Source organism: Anabaena azotica SJ-1, from assembly GCF_047275885.1.
GTDB classification, from domain to species: Bacteria; Cyanobacteriota; Cyanobacteriia; order Cyanobacteriales; family Nostocaceae; genus Trichormus_B; species Trichormus_B azotica_A.
The window spans coordinates 3,046,356-3,071,912 of sequence record NZ_CP178454.1; the positions used below are offsets into that span (position 1 = coordinate 3,046,356).

The 25,557-nt window shown below is 39.4% G+C and carries 21 protein-coding genes, 1 tRNA gene and 1 riboswitch; of the genes, 10 read left to right on the forward strand and 12 right to left on the reverse strand.

All coding sequences use genetic code 11. The features are described from left to right. Positions 1 to 24: 24 nt before the first annotated feature. On the reverse strand, positions 25 to 3,027 hold the full coding sequence (locus tag ACLLO5_RS13490) for an HAD-IC family P-type ATPase (RefSeq protein WP_413175976.1): 3,003 nt from the start codon (positions 3,025 to 3,027) through the stop codon (positions 25 to 27). Continuing rightward, the gene (locus tag ACLLO5_RS13495) at positions 2,987 to 3,571 is read right to left on the reverse strand and encodes a DUF5132 domain-containing protein (RefSeq protein ID WP_413175977.1); all 585 of its coding nucleotides are present in this window, start codon (positions 3,569 to 3,571) and stop codon (positions 2,987 to 2,989) included. The genes ACLLO5_RS13490 and ACLLO5_RS13495 overlap by 41 nt, the downstream gene beginning before the upstream one ends. Positions 3,572 to 3,860: 289 nt before the next feature. Between ACLLO5_RS13495 and ACLLO5_RS13500 the strand changes: the two genes are divergently transcribed. Continuing rightward, positions 3,861 to 4,322: a pyridoxamine 5'-phosphate oxidase family protein gene (locus ACLLO5_RS13500; RefSeq protein WP_413175978.1), complete on the forward strand. Its 462-nt coding sequence runs from the start codon at positions 3,861 to 3,863 to the stop codon at positions 4,320 to 4,322. Positions 4,323 to 4,462: 140 nt separating this feature from the next. Further along, on the forward strand, positions 4,463 to 5,035 hold the full coding sequence (locus ACLLO5_RS13505; protein WP_413175979.1) for a DUF4142 domain-containing protein: 573 nt from the start codon (positions 4,463 to 4,465) through the stop codon (positions 5,033 to 5,035). Positions 5,036 to 5,142: 107 nt separating this feature from the next. On the opposite strand, the gene ACLLO5_RS13510 is transcribed toward ACLLO5_RS13505, so the two are convergent. The 3 genes from ACLLO5_RS13510 to ACLLO5_RS13520 form a co-directional block, all read right to left on the reverse strand. Next, positions 5,143 to 5,349 carry a hypothetical protein gene (locus ACLLO5_RS13510; RefSeq protein WP_413175981.1) on the reverse strand — a complete coding sequence of 69 codons (207 nt, stop codon included), beginning with the start codon at positions 5,347 to 5,349 and terminating at the stop codon, positions 5,143 to 5,145. Between the two features lie 4 nt (positions 5,350 to 5,353). Further along, a complete protein-coding gene (locus ACLLO5_RS13515; protein ID WP_413175982.1) occupies positions 5,354 to 5,983 on the reverse strand; it encodes an HPF/RaiA family ribosome-associated protein in 630 nt (209 codons plus the stop codon). Between the two features lie 518 nt (positions 5,984 to 6,501). Continuing rightward, complete coding sequence (locus ACLLO5_RS13520) at positions 6,502 to 7,782, reverse strand: glycosyltransferase (RefSeq protein WP_413175983.1); 1,281 nt, start codon at positions 7,780 to 7,782, stop codon at positions 6,502 to 6,504. Between the two features lie 161 nt (positions 7,783 to 7,943). Beyond that, positions 7,944 to 8,122: riboswitch (cyclic di-AMP (ydaO/yuaA leader) on the reverse strand. 590 nt (positions 8,123 to 8,712) lie between these two features. Between ACLLO5_RS13520 and ACLLO5_RS13525 the strand changes: the two genes are divergently transcribed. Then, a complete protein-coding gene (locus ACLLO5_RS13525) occupies positions 8,713 to 13,416 on the forward strand; it encodes an ATP-binding protein (protein WP_413176083.1) in 4,704 nt (1,567 codons plus the stop codon). A gap of 43 nt (positions 13,417 to 13,459) precedes the next feature. Here ACLLO5_RS13525 and ilvA read toward each other — a convergent pair whose 3' ends face one another. After that, the gene (ilvA, locus tag ACLLO5_RS13530; RefSeq protein ID WP_413176084.1) at positions 13,460 to 14,971 is read right to left on the reverse strand and encodes a threonine ammonia-lyase, biosynthetic; all 1,512 of its coding nucleotides are present in this window, start codon (positions 14,969 to 14,971) and stop codon (positions 13,460 to 13,462) included. Positions 14,972 to 15,123: 152 nt separating this feature from the next. Here ilvA and ACLLO5_RS13535 point away from each other — a divergent pair, with 152 nt between their 5' ends. The 5 genes from ACLLO5_RS13535 to ACLLO5_RS13555 all read left to right on the forward strand — a co-directional run bounded on the left by ACLLO5_RS13535 (position 15,124) and on the right by ACLLO5_RS13555 (position 18,137). After that, positions 15,124 to 15,786, forward strand: coding sequence for an AAA family ATPase (locus ACLLO5_RS13535; RefSeq protein WP_413171041.1), 663 nt, complete (start codon positions 15,124 to 15,126; stop codon positions 15,784 to 15,786). Between the two features lie 18 nt (positions 15,787 to 15,804). Then, a protein-coding gene (locus ACLLO5_RS13540) for an ISKra4 family transposase (RefSeq protein ID WP_413171042.1) occupies positions 15,805 to 16,871 on the forward strand; the annotation gives its coding sequence in 2 pieces (ribosomal slippage) (positions 15,805 to 15,961 and positions 15,961 to 16,871; 1,068 coding nt in all). Further along, positions 16,872 to 17,405: an AAA family ATPase gene (locus ACLLO5_RS13545; RefSeq protein ID WP_413171043.1), complete on the forward strand. Its 534-nt coding sequence runs from the start codon at positions 16,872 to 16,874 to the stop codon at positions 17,403 to 17,405. A 101-nt stretch (positions 17,406 to 17,506) separates the two neighbouring features. Beyond that, positions 17,507 to 17,752 carry a type II toxin-antitoxin system HigB family toxin gene (locus tag ACLLO5_RS13550; protein WP_413171044.1) on the forward strand — a complete coding sequence of 82 codons (246 nt, stop codon included), beginning with the start codon at positions 17,507 to 17,509 and terminating at the stop codon, positions 17,750 to 17,752. Further along, positions 17,715 to 18,137 carry a helix-turn-helix domain-containing protein gene (locus ACLLO5_RS13555; RefSeq protein WP_413171045.1) on the forward strand — a complete coding sequence of 141 codons (423 nt, stop codon included), beginning with the start codon at positions 17,715 to 17,717 and terminating at the stop codon, positions 18,135 to 18,137. Before ACLLO5_RS13550 ends, ACLLO5_RS13555 begins: the two co-directional genes overlap by 38 nt. Positions 18,138 to 18,169: 32 nt before the next feature. Here ACLLO5_RS13555 and ACLLO5_RS13560 read toward each other — a convergent pair whose 3' ends face one another. The 5 genes from ACLLO5_RS13560 to ACLLO5_RS13580 all read right to left on the reverse strand — a co-directional run bounded on the left by ACLLO5_RS13560 (position 18,170) and on the right by ACLLO5_RS13580 (position 22,410). Further along, positions 18,170 to 18,958 carry a hypothetical protein gene (locus ACLLO5_RS13560; RefSeq protein WP_413171046.1) on the reverse strand — a complete coding sequence of 263 codons (789 nt, stop codon included), beginning with the start codon at positions 18,956 to 18,958 and terminating at the stop codon, positions 18,170 to 18,172. 30 nt (positions 18,959 to 18,988) lie between these two features. Next, on the reverse strand, positions 18,989 to 21,166 hold the full coding sequence (locus tag ACLLO5_RS13565; RefSeq protein ID WP_413171047.1) for a hypothetical protein: 2,178 nt from the start codon (positions 21,164 to 21,166) through the stop codon (positions 18,989 to 18,991). Positions 21,167 to 21,379: 213 nt separating this feature from the next. Next, positions 21,380 to 21,745 carry a type II toxin-antitoxin system RelE/ParE family toxin gene (locus ACLLO5_RS13570; RefSeq protein WP_413171048.1) on the reverse strand — a complete coding sequence of 122 codons (366 nt, stop codon included), beginning with the start codon at positions 21,743 to 21,745 and terminating at the stop codon, positions 21,380 to 21,382. After that, positions 21,735 to 21,974 (reverse strand): hypothetical protein, encoded by a 240-nt coding sequence (locus tag ACLLO5_RS13575; RefSeq protein ID WP_413171049.1) that lies wholly within the window; start codon positions 21,972 to 21,974, stop codon positions 21,735 to 21,737. The genes ACLLO5_RS13570 and ACLLO5_RS13575 overlap by 11 nt, the downstream gene beginning before the upstream one ends. Positions 21,975 to 22,131: 157 nt before the next feature. After that, positions 22,132 to 22,410: a BrnA antitoxin family protein gene (locus ACLLO5_RS13580; RefSeq protein WP_413171050.1), complete on the reverse strand. Its 279-nt coding sequence runs from the start codon at positions 22,408 to 22,410 to the stop codon at positions 22,132 to 22,134. Positions 22,411 to 22,707: 297 nt separating this feature from the next. Between ACLLO5_RS13580 and ACLLO5_RS13585 the strand changes: the two genes are divergently transcribed. After that, positions 22,708 to 22,780, forward strand: a tRNA-Ala gene (locus ACLLO5_RS13585). A 60-nt stretch (positions 22,781 to 22,840) separates the two neighbouring features. Here the strand turns inward: ACLLO5_RS13585 and ACLLO5_RS13590 are convergent. Further along, entirely contained in the window at positions 22,841 to 23,893 is a 1,053-nt protein-coding gene (locus ACLLO5_RS13590; protein WP_413171051.1) for a Ycf66 family protein, read from the reverse strand. A gap of 231 nt (positions 23,894 to 24,124) precedes the next feature. Here ACLLO5_RS13590 and gndA point away from each other — a divergent pair, with 231 nt between their 5' ends. Beyond that, positions 24,125 to 25,555: an NADP-dependent phosphogluconate dehydrogenase gene (gene gndA, locus ACLLO5_RS13595; protein WP_413171052.1), complete on the forward strand. Its 1,431-nt coding sequence runs from the start codon at positions 24,125 to 24,127 to the stop codon at positions 25,553 to 25,555. Positions 25,556 to 25,557 lie beyond the last annotated feature (2 nt).

Here is a 25,557-nt window from a genome sequence, read left to right on the forward strand (position 1 = left end):
AATGATTCACCTCACCCACCGTACTCAAGTTGGATTTTTTCCTGTAATTTTAATATTTTTAGTTCCTTCATTCACCAATAGCGGTAACACTGCACCACCAGTAATTACAGCAGCATCTACTATATTCAATGGGGCAATTTTCAACAAACTCCGCAACTGTGGCACGGTTAAAGCTAACAATTGAATCCCAAAAGAACCAAAAATAGCTGTTTTTAAATAAGGATTAGGTGGTAATTTTTCTTTACTAAAAATACTGTGTTTTTCAGAACGACTACTAATAGTATGTAGTAGTTGCCCTGATGTTAAAGTCATAAAAGCTAAAGTGCTGGCTTGAGGACTAATACCATATTTGAAAATACCGTAACCATAAGCCGCTAAGGTACTAATTGATATAGCACCAGACTCAAACACAATTCTGCCAAAGTCGGTATTTTTAATAATTGGTTCGTTAGGATTGCGTGGTGGTTGATTTAATACGTCTGGTTCTGGTGCTTCCATAGCTAAAGAAAGTCCAGGGAAGATGTCAGTTACCAAGTTCAACCATAAAAGTTGAATTGCATTTAAAGGTTCACCAATACCGACTGCGGTAGCGGTTGTCATGACCATGATTTCGCTGAGATTTGTAGCTAGGAGAAAATGCACAGATTTTCTGATATTGTTGTAAATTGTTCTGCCGCGACTGACAGCAATCATCATTGTTTCTAATCTGTCATCTTCTAAGACAATATCTGCAACTTCACGGGCAACATCTGTTCCTTCTTTACCCATTGCTACACCGACTTGGGCAGCTTTTAATGCTGGTGCGTCGTTAATGCCGTCACCGGTCATGGAGACGACTTTACCGGATGTCTGCAATGCTTGAACTATTTGTAATTTATTACTGGGACTGATACGGGCAAAAACGTCTACTTTGTCGCTGAGTGCTGCTAATGCTTCAGGAGTGAGATTATTGAGGTTGTTGGAGTCGAGAATTTCTAATTGGGGATGTCGATTTAATTCTAACTCTTTTGCGATCGCATAAGCTGTAGGACTTTGATCTCCGGTAATCATCACCGTATCTATTCCTGCTTGATGGAAGTCTGCAATTAATTTTTTTGTACCTGTTCTCAGAGGATCTGCCATTCCTACCAAACCCAACCAAATTAAGTCTGATTCATGATTATTGTTGTTATTAATTTCCTCAATATAACCATAAGCTATTGCTAAAACTCGCAAAGCTTTTCCTGCCATGCGATCATTTTCCATTTCCATTTTCTGCCGTTCTTCTACTGTTAAAGTTACTATTTGCCCGTTTTTCATCCATCTGTGGCAGAGTTGTAAAACTTCGGCAGGATTTCCTTTAACAGCAACCATTTGATTAGTATTATGTGTAGCGTGAATTGTACTCATCAAATTGCGATTTTCCGAACGCAAATTAGTTTGCAATAAAGGGTATTTTTCTCTCAAGGCAATGACATCTACTCCTGCATTAATTGCGGTGTCAATCAAAGCATTTTCTGTTGCTGAACCAGTAACTACATATTCATCACCATTTTTTTGACTAATTTGACTTTCATTACAAAGAACTGAAACATGAATTAATTTTAATAATTCATTGTAGATATAGGGATTAATAGTTTCTTCCCCAGCAAGAAAATCTCCATTAGTTACTTGAATATGTTTACTGTCGGTGACAATTTCCACTACCGACATTTTATTTTCTGTGAGTGTCCCGGTTTTATCTAAACAGATTGTCTGCACCGACCCTAACGCTTCTACTGCATTTAAACTACGGACAAGAACGTGATTTTTTCGCATATCGCGAATGCCCAAAGCTAGGGTAGTAGTGGCAATTGTTGGTAAACCTTCGGGAACTGCTGCGACTGCTAAAGATATAGAGGATTGCAACATTGGCAATAAACCATATCCTCGTAAGATTCCCATAGCAAAGACTAAACCACATAATCCCATACCGATGAAAACAATTTGACTACCTACTTGATCTAATTGTTTAGCAAGGGGAGTTTGGATTGTGGTTGCTTCACCAACTAGTTGCTGAATTTTGCCCATTTCGGTAAAATTGCCTGTAGCAACTGCCACTGCTAATCCTTTTCCATTGATAACTAATGTGCCTTTATAAATCATGTTTAAACGATCTGCTAAAGGCACATCTTCACCATTTAAAGATGTAGTTATTTTAGTTATAGGCAGACTTTCTCCAGTTAAAGCAGATTCATCAACATTCAAATTATCTGCTGCAATAATGCGGGCATCTGCGGCAATATAGCTACCAGGTTTAAGAACTAAAATATCTCCTAAAACTACATTTTCTGTGGGAATTGCTGTTTGATTACTATCTCTAATTACCAAAGTTGATTTTTCAGCCCGATTTTTTAGGGAATTAATAATGCGTTCTGACTGACTTTCTGTAGCATAACCAATAGCAGCATTTAATCCCACTACACCCAAAATTACTACAGCATCAATCATGCCCCCAGTAGCAATAGAAATTCCAGAGGCAATAATTAGTAAAGCCACTGGCAATGATTTAAATTGCTCAAGTAACATAGCTAGTTCAGAACGTTTCACTGTTGTTGATAACAGATTTTTTCCATATTTTTTGAGGTTATTATTAGCTGTTTCATTGGATAATCCTGAGATATTTGCAGTATTTAATGCTTTTAAAACCTTGTCTACTGCCATCAAATGCCAGTCTTTGGTTTCTTGCTGATGCTTGACAGCAAGTGGTTGATGTTTTGTAGCTTTGGCAGTTTTTACTAATTTATTACTATGATCAAAATCGGAATCGGACTTATCTTTATAATCAAATAAGACCTTATGAATTAAAAATTCTATTTTTTTATAGCTTATATTCTGATCAAAAATAACCAAAATATTGCTAGTTAATATATTAGCAGAAACATATTTTATTTCCGCAAAATTTATAAGCGATCGCTCTAAATAATTTTTCAGAGATGGTGAGCGATAAAGTTCTTTAATTTTAAATCTAGTTCTCCCTTTGATACTCGCGTGTATTGCTTGAATCACTACTTTTTTGCTCCTGAAATTCCATGGAAACAGTATTAATTGATAAGTTCGTTAATTGCTCTTCATCTTCATAATTCAGTCTTGTAAAAATATCGAAAGCATACCAAGCCAATATATACCAAGGGGCATCTTCCAGTTCTAGTCCTTTTCTAAACAGTTGTCTAAGGGAAAGTAAGGCAATTCCTAGAGGTAATATCACCCGCAAATCAGCAACACCATTTGTCATTCTCTCCACATCAGCATTTATATCAGATATGATATTAATCAAATCTTGAGCCACTTCTGATTTACCATTTGTGACATGATTCGGGTAAATACTAGAGCTAAAACTATCTGGTTTTTCTTTTCTAGCATCAGCTGTTGCTTTTTCAAATACTTCCCCTATTTGTGCAACTGCATCCTTAAATTTTTCAGAAAAAAGAATACTATCTTTAATAGTATTTTGAACTACAGGTTGTTTCACTGCTGACGCAATAGGTAGAATTAGTGGTGAAAAAATTATTGCTGTCAAACCTTCAACAATTGTGTCTAATGTAGATGCCATTTTTTAATCTCCATTATTATCACAAGTTCTAATCCCTATATAAGTATAATTAAACAACAATCTCTTGACCTCAGCCTCAAGTTACAGAATTATTTATTCACTATTATCCAAAATGAATATTTTGATTACAAAAATATCTCTGGGGTTATATACCATATAGCTTATTTGTTGAGGAATTATACCTTTAGATTCATGTAATCGGAATCTAAAAATATTCATACTAAAAAAATAGTTGATAACCAGTAAACCTGGTTTTACTCCTCAACCGTTACTTACTAAAAACAAATCAATGACAAATTCAAACGACAGTAATCAACAAATTAATCAGTTACGCACACTGATTAAAGACATTGAATATGTAATGTTAACTACAGTCGATGATGATGGTAGTTTACATAGTCGTCCTATGTCTATCTTTAGTGAAATAGATGCTGATGGCATACTCTGGTTCTTTACCTCTGCTGATTCTCATAAAGTATTTGAAATTGAACATCGTCAACAGGTGAATGTGAATTTTTCTTCACCTGATAAACAGAGATATGTTTCTATTTTAGGTACAGCAGAAATAGTAAGAGACAGGAATAAATTACAAGAAAAATGGCAACCCAAATTACAAACTTGGTTTCCTCAAGGAATAGATGAAGCTAATTTAGCTTTGCTAAAAGTGAATATAAATAAAGCAGATTATTGGGATAGTCCATCTAGTTCTAGATCACAAACAATTAATTTGTTAGAACTTGTACACCGTTAATTTAAATTCAAAATATCTCCTACCTTCGGCACGGCTTTGCCTAACGGAGACGCTACGCGAACAAAATTCCAAATAAATCCTGTGGATCTGTTGTTAGATTTTTGAGGATTTGTATAAGGCAATTATGGGGAAATCGAATCATGAACAAACAACCAATTGTCATGGCAGTTTTGTTAACATCCAGCTTATTTACCATTACTTATGGACACAAAATTGCTTTATCTCATCCAAATTTAATACCCATGCAATTGACTCAAAATAATGTAAATCAGAGTGACCAGCAGTTTATCACTAAAGTTGCTCAGGGTAATTTAGCGGAGATTGAATTAGGACGACTAGCAGAGCAAAAAGCTGAAAGTAATGAAGTAAAAGAATTTGGCAGACGTATGGTTGCAGATCATACGCAATTCAATCAAGAACTTCAAGACTTGGCTAATCAAAAAGGTGCTAATTTTCCTTCAGATATTGGTAAAGAAAATAAAAGAATAAAAACCAATTTAGAAAAGTTGTCTGGTGCTGATTTTGATAAAGCATACATCCAGCAGATGGTAGCAGATCATAACAAAGATATTGCTTTATATCGTCGTCAATCTCAACAAGGTGATGATGAAGATTTGAAAAATTGGGCAACAAAAAATTTGCCTCTTTTGGAAGAACATTTACGTCTAGCTCGTTCTATTCAAGATAATCTCACAGGACGTGGTAGAAAATAATGAAGGCAGAAGGGATGATTAGTGAAAAATTGTTAATTCTTCATAGTTTGTAGTTGGCACTGAATCACTAACTACAAACTTTTATTTTTATTGATTTTTAGTTGGCACTAGTTACCCCGTTCATTTTGTGGATGAGATTTTTCGACATACTGAATTAAGCTTTCTGCCATTTCTACAGAGGCAATAATTAATTGCTGTTCCATATTTCCATAACCTCCTGCATCACTAAGTTGGGGGTAAATGTGGGGATTAGATAGCATAGCTGCCAGTAATTGAGATGCAGTTTTTTTCAATTCATCAGTTTGTGTGTTCATACACCTATTCCTGCCAGTCTAATGGCGGTTCTACAAGCGTTTCTGAGGATTTACCAACACGCACACCAGGTTTATCAACTATTTTTACGGTGCTGGCTTGGGGTCCTTCTTCACCTTGTTCCCAAGAAAAATTTACACCGGTGCCAATTTCTAAACGGTCAAAGTCATTATGTAAAACGCTATTGTGGTGAAAATATATTTCTTGACCATCTAAAGTTTTCAGAAAACCATAGCCATTTTCTCGAAATAACTTAGTCACAAAAGCTGTATTTTCTTGCGCTTCAGTATGTCTGTTAGCTTGTTCACTTGGACGTTGCCGTTGAGTAATTTTAGTTAACTGCTGACGCATGGCATCAAAGGTTTCTCTAATTACTGCTTCTAGCGGTTGATATTGGATACCTTCACCGGGATTTTTTTCTGCTGCTAGTTCATGACCAGGGGGAATTGTGAGATCAATTCTGACTCGATATGGAGAACCCGTCCGCGGTCGGTCATGTATTTTTTCAATGGCAATGTGACAGCTATTGATGTAATTACAAATATGCTCTAATTTGGCAATTTTTTCATGAACTAAATTATCAATTGCTTCTGATTTATCTAGATTACGATAGGTTATTTCTGGAGGAATTTTCATGCTTTTTTAATCCAAATCATAGATGGGCTATATTATTTGAATAGTGTGCTTCTTTTTATCTTCATTTTTTGTTTTACTTAACTACAGGATGGGTTTAAGTGTAATTACAGCGATTTTCAGGCAAATGAACCACAAAACAATCTTTAAAATCCTTGTAGAGAAGTGTAGAGAAGTTGTATGTAACGTCTCTACTTTGGTATAATTAGGTGAAACCTGCTGTAAGTTTTCGCTGTTATTATCATTAGCTAATTTTAGCTAAATAAAAAAATCTTTATATCTAACTAAGGTGAAGATATTTTTTAATCTATGTATATACCATAGGACTTACGCAAGTGTCACACCAAACATCTATTTTATGGTGCGTCAGGTATCAAATATCTGTTTATTTGCAGGATTTATGAAGTCTGACGCACCCTACTAATATGCCATTTGCGTAAGTCCTGTACCATAAGAAGGAATTTTCAGATCCTCCTAAATCCCCCTTAAAAAGGGGGACTTTGACTCTAGTTCACCCCTTGTTAAGCTGCAAAAATCTGAGGTTGGTTTTGATATTGTTCTGCTGCTTGCATCATCAGCCGCAGATAAAGTTGAGATAGTCGAGAAGCCACACTATTCCAGCTAAAAGCAATTTCTACCCGTTCGCGTCCAGCTACACCTAATTCGTCACGCCAAGATGGATTAGCAAGTATGCGGTCAATAGCATCTGCAAAAGCTAAGTCGTTTTTGGGGGGAGCGAGTAAACCTGTAACTTCTGGTACAACTGTAAATTGCAATCCACCGACATCACTAGCAACAACGGGAGTCTGACTAGCCATTGCTTCAATAGCCACTAACCCAAAAGGTTCGTAGTGACTAGGAACAACGCAGACATCAGCGGCAGCGTAATAGTAAGGGAGGATGCTATGATCTAGGCTACCAGGAAAGATGGTTATATCTTCGAGTCCTAGTTCTGCAACAATGTTGGTAATGCGATCGCACTCCATGCCATCAATGTAACCAGGACGACTACCACCACCAATTACTAGTTTCAGCTTTCCCTCACCTCTAAACTTAGACTGGGAAATGGCTTTGACCAGAGTTTCAATTCCTTTGCGCCTATCAAAACGCCCAACATAAAAAACCATTTTGGCATCAGGGGCAATTCCTAGCTTTTCCCTGGCTTCTAACCTGGGAAGTCCACCAAATTTCTGAAGATCAGTACCACAGGGAATCATTTCTGTTCGTCCCCTGTGAGAAACTAGTATTCGCAGATGCTTTTGTTCCTGGGGACTGGTAGCAACCACACGGTCTGCTGTTTCCAAACAGGCTTTTTCCACTGCTAACCTTTGGATAGCAATCACGGGAATATGACCCACACTTCTGTATTTAACTGCCCCTAGAGAGTGGTAAGTATGCACTTGAATCAGTGGTTGACGTTTTTTCAGTTCCATACCCACCCAAGCAGATAACCAGTAGTTGGTATGCACTATGGGATAATATAATCCTTGCTGCTGTTGGAATTTCTGAAATTCAGCCACAAATTCCGGTAGATAGTCAAACAAATGATCTCGTCCAATAAACTCTGCTGGCCCAGCATTTAACCGAATGGTGCGACAGTTGGGATGATGGGGTACGATTGTTGCTTGTCTCGGACTACTGCGACGAGTGAACATATCCACTTGCCAGCCTTGTTCCGCTAAAGCCATACCTACTTGATGCACATAAACATTCTGACCCCCAGCTTCTTCTTGACCAGTTTTTGCAGATGGATCACCATCAACGGAAATAAGCGCAATCCGATTTTGTATAGTCTGGAACATAGTTGAGTTTCACCTCAAGGCAACTAATCCTGCCACAGACGCTAGAATTGAAGGTATGATTATCCTCTCCTCAAAGGTCGAGGGCAGGTAAAACGAAGCGCAAAGTTACCAGCCAAGGATACTGACGAGAACAGGACATTACTTGTAATAATGTTGCTCGTTCAGTCTCCTCCCAATGCCGACGAAGTTAGCTGACGGGCTAGAACTGAGAGATGTTCTTCTTCTATAGATTGTGGATTTCAAATTCCGAAATCTAGAAAGATTAGCCCCAAATTTGGTTCCTCCGTTCCCAGTTGTCCTAATACATAGCTTAGGGATTGGGATTAGGCAGACTGATTAATTGTCCTAGAAAATATAACAGGTAATTTTCCAGGAGTCAAGGGGTGTAAAGAACAAAATTTATGGCTGGGCTGGGTTATAGCGTTTCTCTTTAAAGCAACAGATGTTGTGGTGGCTCAAGAGTAGGCAAAAGGGAAAATAAATGATGAATGCGGCGATCGCTGCGCTCAAATAAGAGACCAGCTAAGTTCCATATACTAGTTCCGTATCAATGGATACGTAAATAATACGGGAGCAAGGTCACGCCCCGTGTTTTTAAACCAGGGTAGAAAAGTAGTGGTGTTAGAATAAATCGTGGTTTGTTTAAAACTTTAACCGGAATCAAGATAAATGCGGACTGTAATGGGGCTGCAAATATTATCCGTAAAGTAGCGATGATGGCTAAGTTTGATTTAGCCCGAATCAGTAGAGGTTGTTTAAGTCAGCCTAAGAAAGTCTTTTTATGGACTCTTCGGAAATCCCCGCGTCTAGCCTTCGGGGGCAAGCAACAGACCGGGGAAGCTTAACCAGCACCGTGATTCGAGGGCTGTAACTGTGACCCATGAGATAAACTTTAATATCTCTGAAAATCTCTTTATCGGCAATGGTGAAATGGCGGCACTCATGCGATCGCACGATTGGTCGCAAACATCGCTCGGTGCGGTCGAAACTTGGTCACAAAGCTTGAAAACAGCCGTGCGAATTATGTTAACCTCTCGCCAAGCCATGTTTGTTTGGTGGGGTAACGACCTGATCAACCTGTACAACGATGCTTACAGAGCCATTCTCGGAGGCAAACATCCAGAGGCACTTGGTCAAAAAGCTGCTGTCGTCTGGCAAGAAATTTGGGATCAAATAAGTCCTCGTGCAGAAACAGCACTATTCCAAAATCAAGGTACTTACGATGAAGCCTTGCTGCTAATTATGGAGCGCAATGGCTACCCAGAGGAAACCTACTACACTTTTTCCTATAGCCCTGTTCCCAATGATGACGGCAGCACCGGGGGGATTATTTGTGCCAATACGGACGATACACCCCGGATCATTGGAGAACGCCAGTTAGCATTATTAAAGGAATTGGCAGCCAAAACGGTAGAAGCTCGTACATTTGATGAAGCCTGCACTTTCAGCGCCAACTGTTTGGCAACCAATCCCTACGACCTGCCGTTTGCGATGATTTATTTGCTTGATCCTGCTCGACAATGCGTGGTTTTAGCTGGAACTTGCGGAATTGAGCGAGGGCATTTAGCTGTTCCTGAAATTGTTGCGCTTGATGATGATTCGCTCTGGCACTTTGCAGAAGTTTTGACAAGCCATAAACCGTATTTGATTTCTGATTTAGAATCACTATTTCGTGACCTGCCAACCGGAGCATGGAATCGCTCACCCCATCAAGCTGTGGTATTGCCAATCCCACCATCGGGACCGACGGGTAAAGCGGGTGTATTGGTGGCGGGTTTAAACCCATTCCGGCTGTTTGACGATAACTACCAAGGATTCCTGAATTTGGTGTCAGCGCAAATTGCTGCCAGTATTGCCAATGCTCAGGCGTATGAGGAAGAACGCAACCGTGCAGAAGCTTTAGCTGAACTCGATTACGCCAAAACCACTTTCTTTAGCAATGTCTCCCACGAATTTCGGACTCCCTTAACTCTCATGTTGAGTCCGTTAGAGGAGCTATTAGCAGCAGATGACCTGTCAGAAGGGCAGCGGCAGCAGGTCGTTTTGATACATCGCAATGGATTACGTTTATTAAAACTGGTAAATACACTACTAGATTTTTCGCGCATAGAAGCGGGAAGGGTACAAGCTGTATATGAACCCACTGACTTAGCCACTTTTACCGCCGAATTAGCCAGTGTCTTTCGTTCGGCAATCGAACAGGCAGGCTTACAGTTGATTGTCACCTGTGAGCGACTATCAGAACCCGTCTACATAGATCGGGAAATGTGGGAAAAGATTATTTTCAACCTGCTCTCCAATGCCTTTAAGTTTACTTTTGATGGAGCGATCGCTCTCACCTTGCGACAAGTAAAAAACCAGGTGGAATTGAAAGTCAGTGATACAGGAATTGGCATTCCTCAAGCAGAATTGCCCCTATTGTTTGAGCGGTTTCACCGAGTCGAAGGAGCGCGGGGCAGAACTCAAGAAGGCTCAGGCATTGGACTAGCATTAGTGCAGGAGTTAGTGCGGCTGCATGGTGGTCAGGTGCAGGTTGAAAGTGTGGAAGGCAAAGGTACAACCTTTACTATCACCATTCCCACCGGCAAAGCCCATTTACCCCACAATCGCATTCAGGCAACACGAACCTTAGCTTCCACCGCATTAGGTGCAGCCCCTTACGTGGAAGAAGTTTTGCGCTGGCTACCGGAAGAGGCAGGGGAGCAGGGCGCAGGGGGCAGGGAAGAATTTTACCCATCACCTATCACCTGTCCACTGTCACCTGTCACCTGTCACCTGTCACCTTCCTCTCCTCGCATTCTCCTAGTTGATGACAACGCTGATATGCGGGAGTATGTGAAGCGATTGCTGAGTAGTCAATATGTGGTAGAAACTGCTACTGACGGCATAGCGGCATTAGAGGCGATCGCTCATCATCTACCGGATTTGGTACTGACGGATGTGATGATGCCCCGTTTGGATGGCTTTGGTCTGCTCAGTGCTTTGCGGAGTAACCAGCATACCCGCGAAATTCCTATCATTTTGCTGTCTGCTAGAGCCGGAGATGAAGCAAAAGTCGAAGGATTAGAAGCTGGAGCCGATGATTATCTAATCAAGCCCTTTTCTGCCCGTGAATTGTTAGCACGAGTCGAGGCAACTTTAAAACTGGCGCAACTGCGGCGAGATGCCATGCAAAAAGAGCAGTTGCTACGACTGGAAGCAGAAACGGCCAAGCAAAAAATCGAAACTATTTTATCGAGTATTAATGACGGGTTTTATGTCCTCGATCGCCACTGGTGTTTCACCTATGCCAATGATCGCTCTTGCCAGATCATGAAAATGGAGCGTGAGCAGATTCTCAATCACAGCTTATGGGACTTGTTTGCAGATACCATTAGCACTGATATTTACATTCAATTTCAGCGGGCATTCAGTGAACAAACGCCCCTCCAGTTTGAGTATCTTTACACCACCTGGAATCGTTGGTATGAACACCGAGTTTATCCTTCGCCCGATGGACTGACGGTTTTCGTCACAGATATTAGCGATCGCAAACAAGCGGAACTGGAAGTCCAAAAATTTGTTTCCTTTGCCGATAACAGCACGGAATTTATCGGGATGTGCGATATGAATTTTGTACCGTTTTATGTCAATAAAGCAGCCAGGCAGTTAGTTGGGCTAGATGACACACAGCAATATAGCGAAACTCCAGTCAGGGAATTTTTCTTTCCTGAAGATCAGGATTTTATCGTCAATGAATTTTTCCCCCGTGTTTTTCGTGAGGGAAAGGCTGAAGTGGAAATTCGTTTCCGTCATTTTAAGACTGGTGAACCATTGTGGATGATTTACAACGTTTTTCACATCACAAACGCGAAAAATCAGCCGATTGGTCTAGCAACTGTTAGCCGCAACATTACGGATCGCAAACAAGCGGAACTGGAACGCGAACGTCTACTTGCCCGTGAACACCACTACATCAACCAATTGCAGGGATTGACCACCGCAGCAGTAGCAATCCATAATTCTGCCCTTTCCGTTGAACAAGTTTTGCAGGTAATCACGGATCAGGCAGCATCTATTATTGGTGTTCACCAATCTGTCACCAGCATGACGATTGACCAGAATTGGTCACAGGCAATTACCGCTATCTATTTGTCTGACAAGTATGCTCAGTGGCAAAATTACGATCAAAAGCCAGATGGGTCTGGTATCTATGCCTTGGTGTGTCGCCTGAATCGCCCAATTAGGATGACCCAAACCGAATTAGAGGCACATCCTTTTTGGCGAGGCTTTGGCAAAGAGGCAAAAAACCATCCTCCCATGCGCGGCTGGATGGCTGCTCCCCTGGTAGGACAGGACGAACAAAATATCGGGTTGATTCAACTTTCCGACAAATATGAGGGTGATTTTACCGAAGCTGATGAAGCAATTCTGATGCAGTTAGCGCAAATGGCATCTGTCGCCGTGGAAAATGCCCAGTTATATCAAGCAGAACAGCAAGCACGGTCAGCAGCAGAAGCATCACGGGAAGAAGCCCAAGCGGCCAACCGGATTAAAGATGAATTTTTAGCGGTGTTGTCCCATGAATTGCGATCGCCACTCAATCCCATCCTTGGTTGGTCAAAACTGCTGCAAAACAGTAAACTAGATGAGTCAAAGACAAAGTTAGCTCTGGCAACTATTGAGCGTAATGCCAAGCTGCAAGCTGAATTGATTGAAGATTTGCTCGATATTTCCCGGATTTTGCAAGGCAAGCTCCATCTGACAATCAGCCCGATTAATTTAGCATCAATGATTCAAGCGGCGCTGGAAACCGTGCGACTGGCGGCAGAAGCTAAATCTATTCAGATAGAGGCAAACCTTGATTCTAAAGTGGAAAAGGTTTTGGGTGACTCAACCCGCTTGCAGCAAGTAGTTTGGAACTTGCTTTCCAATGCCGTTAAATTTACACCCGCAGGTGGTCGGGTTAAGGTGCTATTAGAACAGGTTGACAATCAAGCTCAAATTACTATCAGTGACACCGGAAAAGGCATTTCTCCTGATTTTCTCCCCTATATGTTTGATTACTTCCGTCAGGCAGATAGCACAACTACCCGCAAGTTTGGTGGACTGGGATTAGGATTAGCGATCGCCCGTCACTTGATTGAATTGCATGGTGGAACGATTCAAGCCCAGAGCCAGGGCGAAGGTTTGGGAGCCACATTCACACTTAGACTTCCGGTTATGCCTTCTCAACCAATGGTCAATCCAGATCCTCAATCATTAACACAATCTCTTGATTTAAATAGTGTCCAAGTTTTAGTAGTAGATGATGATACCGATACAAGAGACTTTATTGAGTTTGTATTGGAACAAGCTGGGGCAAGGGTGATTACAGCCGCTTCCGCTCTTGAAGCACTTACAGCTTTAATGCGTTCCCAACCTGATGTACTAATAAGTGATATTGGGATGCCAGAAATGGATGGCTATATGCTGATGCGACAGATCAGAGCCTTGCCACCAGAGCAGGGTGGACAAATTCCGGCGATCGCCCTGACTGCTTATGCCGGAGATTTCAATCAGCAACAAGCACTAGAAGCAGGCTTTCAACAGCATATCGCCAAACCGATTGAACCAGAGGAATTGATCAGGGCAATTTCTAGGCTTTTAGGGTGAGCTACAAGTAATTAGATCCATAGGAAAAAGTTTTCAGGACTTCTTAACCTAAAAACAATTTATAGGCGGGATTTTGGCTTTCATCCCAATAGTGATAACCCAAGGAATCAAGAAATATTTGCCATTCTTTCATTTCATGGGGTGGTACTTGCATTCCCACCACAATTCGCCCATAATCTGCGCCGTTGTTGCGATAGTGAAATAAGCTGATATTCCAGTCGGGAGACATAGAACCGACAAATTTCATTAATGCACCAGGACGTTCAAGAAATTCAAACCGATATAATAATTCATTTTGAGCCAGGGTAGAATGTCCACCGACCATGTGCCGCAGGTGCAATTTTGTTAATTCATCATCGGTTAAATCAATTGTTTTTAAACCACTGGCTTCAAATTTATCAACTATTTTAGCTGCGTCGGCGCGATTTTCTATTTGCATTCCGACAAAAATATGAGCTTCTTTATTATCAGCAATGCGATAATTAAATTCAGTCAAATTCCTGTTACCAATACATTCACAAAACTGACGCAGACTTCCTGGTTTTTCGGGAATATTCACCGCAAAAATCGCTTCTCGACGTTCCCCAAATTCTGCTCTTTCTGCCACAAACCGCAAGCGGTCAAAGTTCATGTTAGCACCGCAAGCCACGGCGATGAGGGTTTGTCCTTGGATTTGTTCTCGTTCTGCGTAGGCTTTAGCAGCTGCGATCGCCAATGCTCCAGCAGGTTCTAAAATAGATCGTGTATCCTCAAACACATCTTTTATCGCTGCACAGGTAGCATCCGTATCCACCAAAATAATTTCATCCACATATTGCTGACACAGCCGGAAGGTTTCTTCCCCCACTTCCCGCACCGCTACCCCATCAGCAAATAACCCCACCTGAGACAACCGCACCCGATGACCGGCTTTGAGAGATTGAGACATAGCATCAGCATCTACAGGTTCCACACCGATAATTTTGATTTCGGGACGCAACCGTTTCACATAAGCTGCAATCCCGGAAATTAAACCCCCCCCACCAATAGCCACAAAAATTGCATGGATAGGTTGTTGATATTGTCGCAGTATTTCCATGCCAATAGTTCCCTGTCCCGCAATCACATCAGGATCATCAAAAGGATGTATAAAAGTTAACCCTTTTTCCGCTTCCAATTGCCGGGCGTGGGCATAAGCATCATCATAGTTATTGCCATGTAGGACAACTTCTCCTCCCCGTGCTTTGACCGCATTGATTTTTACCTGGGGCGTAATCACCGGCATGACAATAATTGCTTTTGTACCCAAGCGACGGGCAGCCAAGGCCACACCTTGGGCATGATTTCCCGCAGAAGCCGCAATCACACCTTGTTTCAGTAAATCTGGAGGCAAGTTGACCATTTTGTTATATGCACCCCGCAGCTTGAAGGAGAAGACAGACTGCATATCTTCCCGCTTCAGCAGCAGTTTGTTGTTGATGCGGTTCGAGAGGTTGGGAGCATATTCCAGTGGTGTTTCCTGGGCTACATCATATACGCGGGCGGTGAGGATTTGTACCAGGTAGTCGCAATACATATCAAGGGGTGCAATTTGGGGTTGGATGTTAATTTTACCGCTTGTTGGGTAGTTGGGGGGATGTGTCAGATTTATTATTGTATGGGCGCAAGCTAAAATCATGATTATGAAGATATGATCAGGGTAATTCAACCAAAAAAAGCGACTAGCAAATGAAGGTAGAATCACTGTATATTCAAAACTTCAAAAAATTTCAAGATTTGAGGATTTCTTTTAAAAACAAAATCCTTGATGAAGTGAGCGATCGCTTTCTGATTCTAAGTGATAATGGTTCTGGCAAAACAACATTATTACAAGCGATCGCTTTACCATTAGCATTAGCAACTGGACGCATTCAAAAAGTTTCTGATTTTGATTGGATTGGCTTTTTACCTGGACGTTATTGGCGATGGGGAACACCAAGAATTGAATTAGAAGTATCTTTTGAAGAAGAAGAACTAGAAGTAACTCGTGAAATTGCAAAAAGATGGTATTATTCTCTACCACCTGATTTTCGTCCCGATTCATTTATTACACCGGGAAATAGTCGTGTAGTTAAAGTTATTTTAAATGGAGAACATTGGAAGGCTGGTAACACTCCAGAGGAACGCGCCCAGTTTCGAGGACGCTATTACACACAAAGTTTTATTAATCGTGGTGATCAATCAGTTAGAAATTACTTTTCTAGATTACCGGGAATTTTTTGGTTTGATCAGTTTCGGAATTTAGGAACTCCCAGTCAAGAAACAGGAGAAGGTAATAAAGAACTGAGAAGTGAAAGGGAGCATCCACTTTTGGAAGATATACAAAATATGGGAGAATGTAAGAAGAGATAAAAAAGCGTATCAAAGACTATGAGCCAAGATATAGAAGAAAGAATCAAAGCCTGTGTAAGAGAACTGGCAACATTACTGTATGAACAAGCAGATAAGAGTCAGTTAACAGACCTAGAAAGTATAGAAAAAAAAGTTCGTAGCCAAATACTAGAAAGTGTAAGTCCAGAAATAGCCCTTTTTTTGTTGAACAAAAAACAGGTACAAAAGTAGGTAAAACTAGGAAAATTAAAAGCCTAGTTGGAGAACTGAAATTAAAAACTAAACAGTTACAGAAACTGGGTGTAAAGCCAAGAATTAGATTAAGTCCATTACTTCAAAAATGTTGTTTGAGACTATCAGCGAATGTTTCATATCAAAATGCAGAAATCGAGGTAGAGGCATTAACAGGAATAAAAGTTGGTCACTCAACGCAACAAAAATTAGTGCTGTCACAAGATTTTCAACTACCACTTGCAAAACAAGCCGTTTCGGAAGTAAGTGTAGATGGAGGAAAAGTTCGACTGCGAGGTAAACCACTAGCCGGTTGTCACTGGCGAGACTATAAAACTGTGCGTCTGCAAGGGATTTACTATGGTGCATTTTTTGATGACAACCAATCATTAATTGATTATGTCAATAGCCAACAGTTGGTGAACCCTCTCGTTTGCTTAGGAGATGGTCACGATGGTGTGTGGAATCTGGTGAGGGAATTTGGTCAAGACCAGTTTTCTCGCTGTGAAATTTTGGATTGGTATCACCTCAAAGAAAATCTTTATAAAGTTGGTGGGTCTTTAAAGCGACTTAAGGCTGCTGAAACTTTATTATGGCAAGGTCAAGTAGAAGCAGCTAAGACTTTATTTAATCATTGCCGAGGTAAACAAGCTAAAAATTTCATTGCTTATCTGGAAAAACACTTTTCTCGCATTGTCAACTACAGCTATTATCAAGCTGAACAATTATGTTCTATTGGTTCCGGTGCAGTTGAATCTGCAATTAAACAAATTGGTTTAAGGATAAAAATTTCTGGCGCACAGTGGAATGTTGAAAGTGTCAATCACATCCTCTCTGTTCGTTGCGCTTATCTCAATGGCTTACTTGCTGTTTGATTGGGTGTTTCTTCCAAAAGTGGATGCTCCCGAAGTGAAACTTCTTTTGAATTAGGTGTTGGTCGTTTACGGCAATATCTAATTCGTTGGAAACGCCGACAAGAAGCAGGTATTAATCCTGAAAATGATTACCTCCAACAGCTAGAAAAATTATATAAAAAGGTATTCCCTGATCGTTATTTTGCAGAAAATTTAGAAGAACTGCCTAGCATAGATTCTCCCACAGAAGAAACTACATACTTCTTACTCAATGATGGAAATCGAACTTATGACGTTGCTGAGATGTCTGCTGGTGAGCAATCAATTTTTCCTATACTATACGAGTTTGTTAGACAGCAAATTGCATATTCAGTAGTCTTAATTGATGAAATAGACTTAAATTTACATCCCTCATCATCTCAATTTCTTACAGGTCAATTAATGAGAATTGCACCAACTTGTCAATTCATTATCACAACCCATTCCGAAGCGGTAAGTAATGTCATTAGTGAAAATGACATATATCGGCTATCAGGAGGAGTCTTGTGTCTGTAAGTGTTCTTTATTGTGAAGGAAACTCTGGTAGTTATGATATAAGACTTCTGAGACAAATTTTGCCTAAATGTGAAATTAAACCCCTTGGGGGAAAAAGTTTTATGGAAAAAATTATTCCTGATAGATATTTTACTGTTAGTAAAGCTAATTGGGGTAATTTAGTAGAGGTACAGTCTGTTTATCCCAAGGCTGAATCTGTTGGTAATTTGACAGTTTTTAATATTAAAGGCAATAAATACCGTTTAATTGCTAGTATTAACTATGAGAGCCAGGTCATCTATATTAAATATGTCTTAACTCATGCAGAATATGACAAAGACTACTGGAAAAATGACCGTTACTTTTGATTCAGAAGTCTACAGCAAATTACTTTCTCAGTCTCAACCACGAGTTATTAAAACTGAGGAAGAAAATGATCGGCTTTTGGCAGTTGTGGAAGAGTTAATTTCTCGCTCTGATTTGACACCAGAAGAAGATGCGTTATTAGAATTATTGGTAAGGCTAATTGAAGATTTTGAAAATCAGCATTATCAGCTAAATGTTTCTACACCTCGTTCGAGAATTTTACATTTATTGGAAGCGCGGGATTTAGCAACAGATGATTTAGTTCCTATTTTTGGTGCGAGTGAGTTAGTTTCTCAGGTGATTAATGGTGAGGTGGGAGTGAAGCGAGAACAAGCTGAAATGTTAGGAAAATTTTTTCATGTTGATGCAAGTTTGTTTTTTGATTAATTATCGGATTTACTGTTATTGATGACTTTGTTCTAATCAAATTCAAAATCTGCTTCTGGAATAAGATATCCTACAAATGTTTGATCGATTTCCAGATTTAGTTTTTCATAAATCTTTATTAAAACCTGAGTTTCTAAGTAAGCTCTTTGATCGGCTTCATCACCTTTGGCTACAACAAAATCAGGAGGCTGTTGCAGTAATTCATTCATCAGCATTTCATCTTCAGCAAATGCGCTTATACGAAAAGCAAAATGCTGTTCTATCTGATAGGGTTCATCTGCTGTAGCTGGTGTATATTGAATCAGTTTGCCTAAGTGATTTTTGTCAATAACAAGAGTAGCTTGATTTGGAATACCTTCTTCTGTTGGTATGCGATTACAAGAGTAATTAAAAACTGGAATTTTAGAAGCTCCATGAATATATGAACCCCGAAATTCAGGAATATTTAGCTCTAGCTCTCCATCAATTCCTGCTGCCTTGAAGCGATGATAATCATATAAAAAGTCATGAAATCTAGCATTAACTCCAATGATGATGAGATTATTTATATCATTACCATTACTAGCAATATTAATAATATTGTCTAAAGTAATATTCTCACTGAGGTGACAAGCCTTCAAAATTTTAACTATTAATTCTGCATTTTCCAGGTTTGCTAAGTCTTGACCATAAAAGAATCCTCTATTGCCGTAATCTACATACCATTCCTCAAAAAATATTGGTTTGGGAGCAATTTCATTTAAACCGAGTGTTAGATTTACATCTCCTATGTCATGGGTACTGTCCTCATATAAGCTAAAATGCTTAAATAGATATCTCACTGACGTTTGTTCATTATAGCCTTTAAAGAATTACGACTTAAACTGTTCTACTTTTGTCTTACTAATCTTTTGGCTACGTAATTGTTTCTCTAACTGTTTATCAGCTTTAGGTTTTAAACTTTCAAGAAAAATAATCAGTCCATCCTCAATAGCATCATTCAGTTGATTTGTATTGAAACCTAGAATTTGAAGTGAGTCTGACAGGTTAATAAGTTCTCTCGCAATAGGAATAAGGCGATTTACCTCGTATCGAATATTACTTAAAACACGAGAATTAATATCATCTGGTATTTGAAAGGTGCTAACAAGATTTTGTCTATCTTGATTAGTTGTAATTTGTGAGTTTAAAAATTCACGCAATAACAAAATTAAGAAATATTGGTCAAAATACCAACTACTTCCGTGATGATTATCCCATGATATTGGAGAACCAAAAGGTTTTTGAAAATAGAAATTGAACAGACCAAGTAAAGAACCTGGTACTATGTCATGTCCTAACCAAGTTGCATCTGCATCATTTGGTTGCCTAAATGTCCACAATTTATAAATATAGTCATAGCGATTCTTGAAAATACAGTAAGCACCAATGTCAAACATTAAATAAATTAAGTTATTGAATTTGAAGCGAAATACTAGGTTATTATGAATTTCTTCTAAGTGCTTCTGAATTTCTTCCTGATTAGCAGATTTAAAGTAGTGCAAAATGATATCTTTTACTTCTTTAAATAACTCTAAACACTGATTTACTTGCTCTTGTGTCTGCAATTGACTTGCTAAAAAATTTAGGTTATTAAGTTTTTTACCAAGCTGCTCAGTTTGATTTGCTTCTTTGTAGACCTGGTATTCTAACTGTCTTAACAAGCTTTGAAGTCCTGTAACTATAGATTGGTAGCTATGTTTGAGTTTGATATCTCCAGAATCATGCAGTGTATAAACTAATTGATCAAATAGTTGAGTTTGACGACTAGAAATAATTTTACTAATACCAGAGACAAAATAACTATCAAATTCGCTTAGATATTTAACGTTGAATGAGTCTTTAAATACAACACTGGTGTACCAAGTAATAGATAGTATACGAGAAAATTCGTCCTGAATTTGCTGGTTAGTGTAGCGTAGGTCAGCTAGAACACGCAGTAATGTTTTTATAGAGTGGTTATGATTTATATCTTGAGATAAATCCCTCAAAAGCCAAATTAAGTTGTTCAGTGATAAACGAGCAATTTCACGGTTTTTAAACTCCAGTGCGGCTTCATGTATGCGGAGGAATTGGTTTACTATGGCCATAAGCGCAACTAAATATTTTTCTGGGGAAAATTCTAGCCTCCATGATACTTCCAGCTTATTTGGCTTATACAACTGAAGTATTTCATGAGAATACAGCAATTTCAAAAATTTTTCAGGTTGGCTATTTTGCAGAGCAAAAAACTGTTCTGCTATATCCTGAATTCGTTTTAAACCTTCAATAAGGTACTGGTTATTTTTACGATTTTTAGTCTCAAATACTAAAATATCACCAATCCCTTCTAGGGCGCTAATGAATTCCTCTTGAGATTTTTGCAATCTCTTATCACTCATTTGTCCGTTGCTAGTTACACTACGTAAAACTTGAGTTAGATCATCGAATAGCCTATCCAATAAAAACTTAGTCTTAGTTGCATATTGACCGAGTTTTTTAAAGAAAGAGAAGAGTAAAAAATTGGTTGCGATAAAAAGCAGGAAGATAAGCCAAGCAAGGATTTTCTGCCAGCCTGTATCTACTTTCGAGTCTACAAAAAACTTCAATGTAACCCCTAACAGCGCATTAGCAATTACCAAAAATGGCAGCACTTTGATTTGCCACTGTCGATTAAACTCTTTAGTAATCACCCCTGACTGGTAGCGTTCAGAGATTCGAGAAATGATTTCTAGACTAAGAGGTATTGCAATGGCAATAATCGCCGCTTGATAAGCAATCACATCAGACGCAAAGCCAAGACTGGGTGAGAAACTCATAAAGAATGAGAAGGTCTGCATCAACCAGTTTTTAAGTGCAGCAAACCCCCAATAATGAGAAATACTCTCATGAATCCTCAGTAACCCAAATCCATATCCAATCAGCATACCCAAAATGAAATTTCCAATGAACAATAGGATTTGCTTATTTTCTTGTCCTTGCTGAATCCACTTATCAAGTGTTTTCTTAATCCAGGTTCTTATAACATTCATGTATCAGTTTTCCTAGCCTACATCACAAGGCTATATAAAAAATAGTTAGGTTGTAATAACTAACTGCTTAAGTATAAAATAATTTATTATCGTATGTCTAGTATTGCTGTTTTGTTACTTTGTGTATTTGTGCCAAACTTAATCAATCATTTCCTTATCCTGAAAATCCTAAAATCCTGGAAATCCTGATTCAGACAATCATATAAAATTTGCTCATTCATCAATCTTATTCTGCTCACACTCAGCCAATATTTGTTGAATCTCTTCGGCTGCAATATCTTCCTGATCAGATTTAGAATAGATAGTAACTAAAATAATCCTTGTAGAAGTTTTTAAATAATATATCAACCGATATCCACCACTTTTTCCCTTTTGAATATCACTGTTTTTTACCCGTATCTTAAAAATTGTATAACCAATCCCTGAAACCTGATCTCCTGGTAAATTTCCTGATTGAAGCTGTTCAATAATTGGCTGGATATCTTTACGAATACTGCGGTACTTTTTTGCTAAAATACTCAAATTGCGTTTAAATTTAGCTGTTACCTCAACCTGAACTAAAGGTGAATCATTCTGCATCTATTCCTTCCCAAAGTTCAGAAACAGGCAAAGTATTACCATTAACAACATCATACCAACCTTGACGAAAGCTTTCAGCAGCAGATTCAGATATTACCTCATCCTCAACTCGATTTCTACGAGATTTGATAAATAACAAAAAGTCTAATAATTCCTCGATTACAGAATCTGGAGATTGATTAATTTCTTGAATGAGTTTTTCTCTAGTAGTCATTTTTTGATAGACCATAATTCATCACACAGCATCAACTTTGACAAATGCTAATTAGTTGATTAATCATTTATTTTATCATATTTCTCATTCTGTAAATCCTTAAATCTTGGACATCCTGCTGATATAGCTTGCGCCACGCTTTGCTATCAGATAAAATCACCATTGAACGAGATTAAGCTGATTTTTGATTACCACTACTTTCAATATGACGACGTAAAATATCATTAATAGCTGTTTGATAATCAAGATTATCAGCTTTAAACCAAGCTATTACATCAGGATCTAACTGAATAACATTTTTCGCTTGTGATGCGGGAATTCGCAGAGTTGCTTTAGCAAAAAACTCATCAGTTAATGGAGGAATATCAGAATAATCAATATCCTCATCTGACATTGAATCTAAAGCTTGCCAATTAGTACGTGAGATGTTCTTCAAATCTTTTTCGTTCATAATGATTTGTCCTTCGTGCCGAAATAATTCTAATTAAATTACCGCGTCTTTTAGTCCAGACAATTACAGCTACACCATTTCCCAATAACATTTTTTCCTACCCAGAGAATATACAAATGAATCACATCTTAGCAAATAACGCTTAAGCTGTTGCTTTTTGCATAGCGTCTAAGCTTAAAATTTAGAGTTAATATTTTTTAACCTAAATCTCTTGACTTAATTGGCGGAAACCTGGATAATAATAAAGCTAAAAAAACCTTATAGAAATCAATAAAAAACCGATTCTATAGAGTTCAAGGGGTTATAGCTCAGTTGGTAGAGCGCTTGAATGGCATTCAAGAGGTCAGGGGTTCGATTCCCCTTAACTCCACTGATAAATTAACAAACAGTCTGGGAATCGGAACATTTTACCAATTCCCAGCACTAAATCCTAATCACCATTTCCTTCAGTTGGCGGAGTTTTTTCCGGTGTTGCTTCCCCAGGGGAAACAGAAGAAGCATCTGAGACAACTTCCTCACTCACGGCTGTTGTTGACAGAGTTGCAGATTGAGATTCTTCGCTTTCAGTTGTGGAGACAGACTCCGTTGGTTGTTCAGGAGAGGGAACAGTTACCGCTTCTGTGATGACTTCATTTTCTGCCAAGTTTGCAGGTTGGGTAACTTCCGTTTCACTTACAGATTCTGCTGTTGGTTCTGTACTGGTAACACTTTCCGTTGGTTGTTCAGGAGAGGGAACAGTTACCGCTTCTGTGATGACTTCATTTTCTGCCAAGTTTGCAGGTTGGGTGACTTCAGTTTCACTCACAGATTCTGCTGGTGGTTCTGCACTGGTAACACTTTCCGTTGGTTGTTCAGGAGAGGGAACAGTTACCGCTTCTGTGATGACTTCATTTTCTGCCAAGTTTGCGGGTTGGGTGACTTCAGTTTCACTTACAAATTCTGCTGTTGGTTCTGCACTGGTAACACTTTCCGCTTCAGTTGAGGTTTCCTCCGCTGGTACTGCGGCTGGAATCGGAGTAGTTTTATCAATAATCACTACAGCAGGTTTATTTGTGGGTACAGAAGGGGTTTTACTCACAGTTTGCTGTACCTTCCCCTTCACACTACTGAAAACATTACCAATTAATGCTGGTAATTGTGAAAATTTTTCCTGCACAGAAAACTTTGATACCTGCTCTTGTACACTGACCTTAATTAACTCTGGACTGGGAATAGGCGTTTGTTGAACCTCTGGAGTCAGTTGACGACGTAATGATAGAGTTTGCCAACCAAACCAAACCAAAAGCGCCACACTAGCTACATGACCCAGTAACAAACCTCCTGTAATCCGGGGTGCAAAAATCCATAATACTAAGGCATAAAATAAACCAACTCCACTCCAAATAAAGTCATTCTTGCGATGGATTTCTGGAAAAAAGAAAGCTGATAGATAAATAGCTAAACTTCCCAGTGCGACCACTAAGGCTAGGAGATAGGCAAGCATTTTTTCATACTCCTTAATGTTTCTTATGTGCCAGTATTTCTATTTTGCAAATTTTGTCACTAAATTGTTGACTTAGATACAAATTAAAACTAATTATCTGTATGACTTGGGTTTTTTGTCCTTAATATCAACTCTTAATGTCTTCTTTAGGAGTGAAGCCAAAATCTCGGTTTACCCTTAAAGGTGAAAGGATCTGCAAGAGTTAGCCAAACCCAAAAGAAGATTTGAAATATGACCCTACAAAGCTTTGGTGTGATTGGATTAGCCGTAATGGGCGAAAACATAGCCCTAAACGTTGAGCGTAATGGCTTCCCAATTGCAGTTTACAACCGTTCTCGTGAAAAAACCGATGCCTTCATGGCGCAACGCGCTGGAGGACGGAATGTTGTTGCAGCCTTTACCCTCGAAGAATTCGTTGCTGCACTAGAACGCCCCCGCAAAATCCTAGTGATGGTACAAGCTGGTAAGCCTGTTGATGCGGTAATTGCCCAGCTTAAGCCCTTGTTGCAAGAAGGCGATATCATTATTGACGGTGGTAACTCTTGGTTTGAAGATACCGAAAGACGTACTCAGGAATTAGAACCAACTGGTTTACGTTATATCGGTATGGGTGTGAGTGGTGGTGAAGAAGGCGCACTCAATGGCCCTTCTCTTATGCCTGGTGGTACAAAAAGTTCCTATGAGTATCTATCCCCCATTTTCAACAAAATCGCTGCTCAAGTTGATGATGGCCCTTGTGTAACCTATATTGGTCCTGGTGGTTCTGGCCACTATGTAAAAATGGTTCACAACGGTATTGAGTATGGCGATATGCAGTTAATTGCAGAAGCTTACGATTTGCTGAAAAATGTGGCTGGTTTAAGTGCTGCACAGCTACATGAAGTGTTTGCTGAGTGGAATAAAACCGATGAACTCAATTCATTTTTGATTGAGATTACAGCGAATATTTTCCCCTACGTTGACCCAGAAACCAAGAAACCTTTGGTTGATTTGATTGTTGACGCTGCGGGACAAAAAGGAACTGGTCGTTGGACTGTACAAACTGCTTTGGAATTAGGCGTTGCTATTCCTACAATTACAGCTGCTGTTAATTCTCGGATTCTCTCTTCGATTAGAGATGAACGGATTGCTGCATCTAAGCAAATTACTGGCCCAAGTGGTAAGTATACCGGAGATATCAAGGCTTTTGTAAACATGGTGCGTGATGCGCTCTATTGTTCCAAAATCTGTTCTTATGCTCAAGGTATGGCGTTGTTATCTACAGCTTCTACAACCTATAATTGGGGTCTAAATCTGGGTGAAATGGCTCGGATTTGGAAGGGTGGCTGTATTATTCGCGCTGGTTTCTTGAATAAGATTAAGAAGGCATTTGATCAAAATCCAGCATTACCTAACTTGTTGTTAGCTCCTGAATTTAAGCAAACAATTCTGGATAGACAAGCTGCTTGGCGGGAAGTAATTATTACTGCTGCTAAGTTGGGTATTCCTGTTCCAGCTTTCAGTGCTTCTTTAGATTACTTCGATAGTTACCGTCGCGATCGCTTACCTCAAAACTTGACTCAAGCACAACGCGACTATTTCGGCGCTCACACCTACAAGCGTACCGATAAAGAAGGAACTTTCCACACTGAGTGGGTTCCCATCGCTGAAGCTAAGAAGTAAGA